Origin of the sequence: Acinetobacter sp. COS3 (assembly GCF_000475335.1) — a bacterium.
GTDB lineage: Bacteria > Pseudomonadota > Gammaproteobacteria > Pseudomonadales > Moraxellaceae > Acinetobacter > Acinetobacter venetianus.
In genome coordinates this window covers 1-211 of sequence record NZ_AXCD01000077.1, presented here as the reverse complement: position 1 = coordinate 211, position 211 = coordinate 1, and the positions used below count along the sequence as shown (strand labels likewise).

General features: G+C 60.7%; 1 pseudogene. It reads left to right on the top strand.

Annotated features, from left to right (window positions below):
• Positions 1-211: pseudogene (locus IO68_RS33485) on the top strand (hypothetical protein); the annotation flags it as partial.

Genomic DNA, 211 nt, shown 5'->3' with positions numbered 1-211 from the left:
AACAGGTGCCAAAGGTGACACGGGTGCAGTCGGTGCGACAGGCGCTCAAGGTGACACGGGTGCAGTTGGTGCGACAGGCGCTAAAGGCGATACAGGTACTGTAGGTGCGACAGGCGCTAAAGGCGACACGGGTGCAGTTGGTGCGACAGGCGCTAAAGGCGACACGGGTGCAGTTGGTGCCAAAGGTGACACAGGTGCTGTTGGTGCAGTG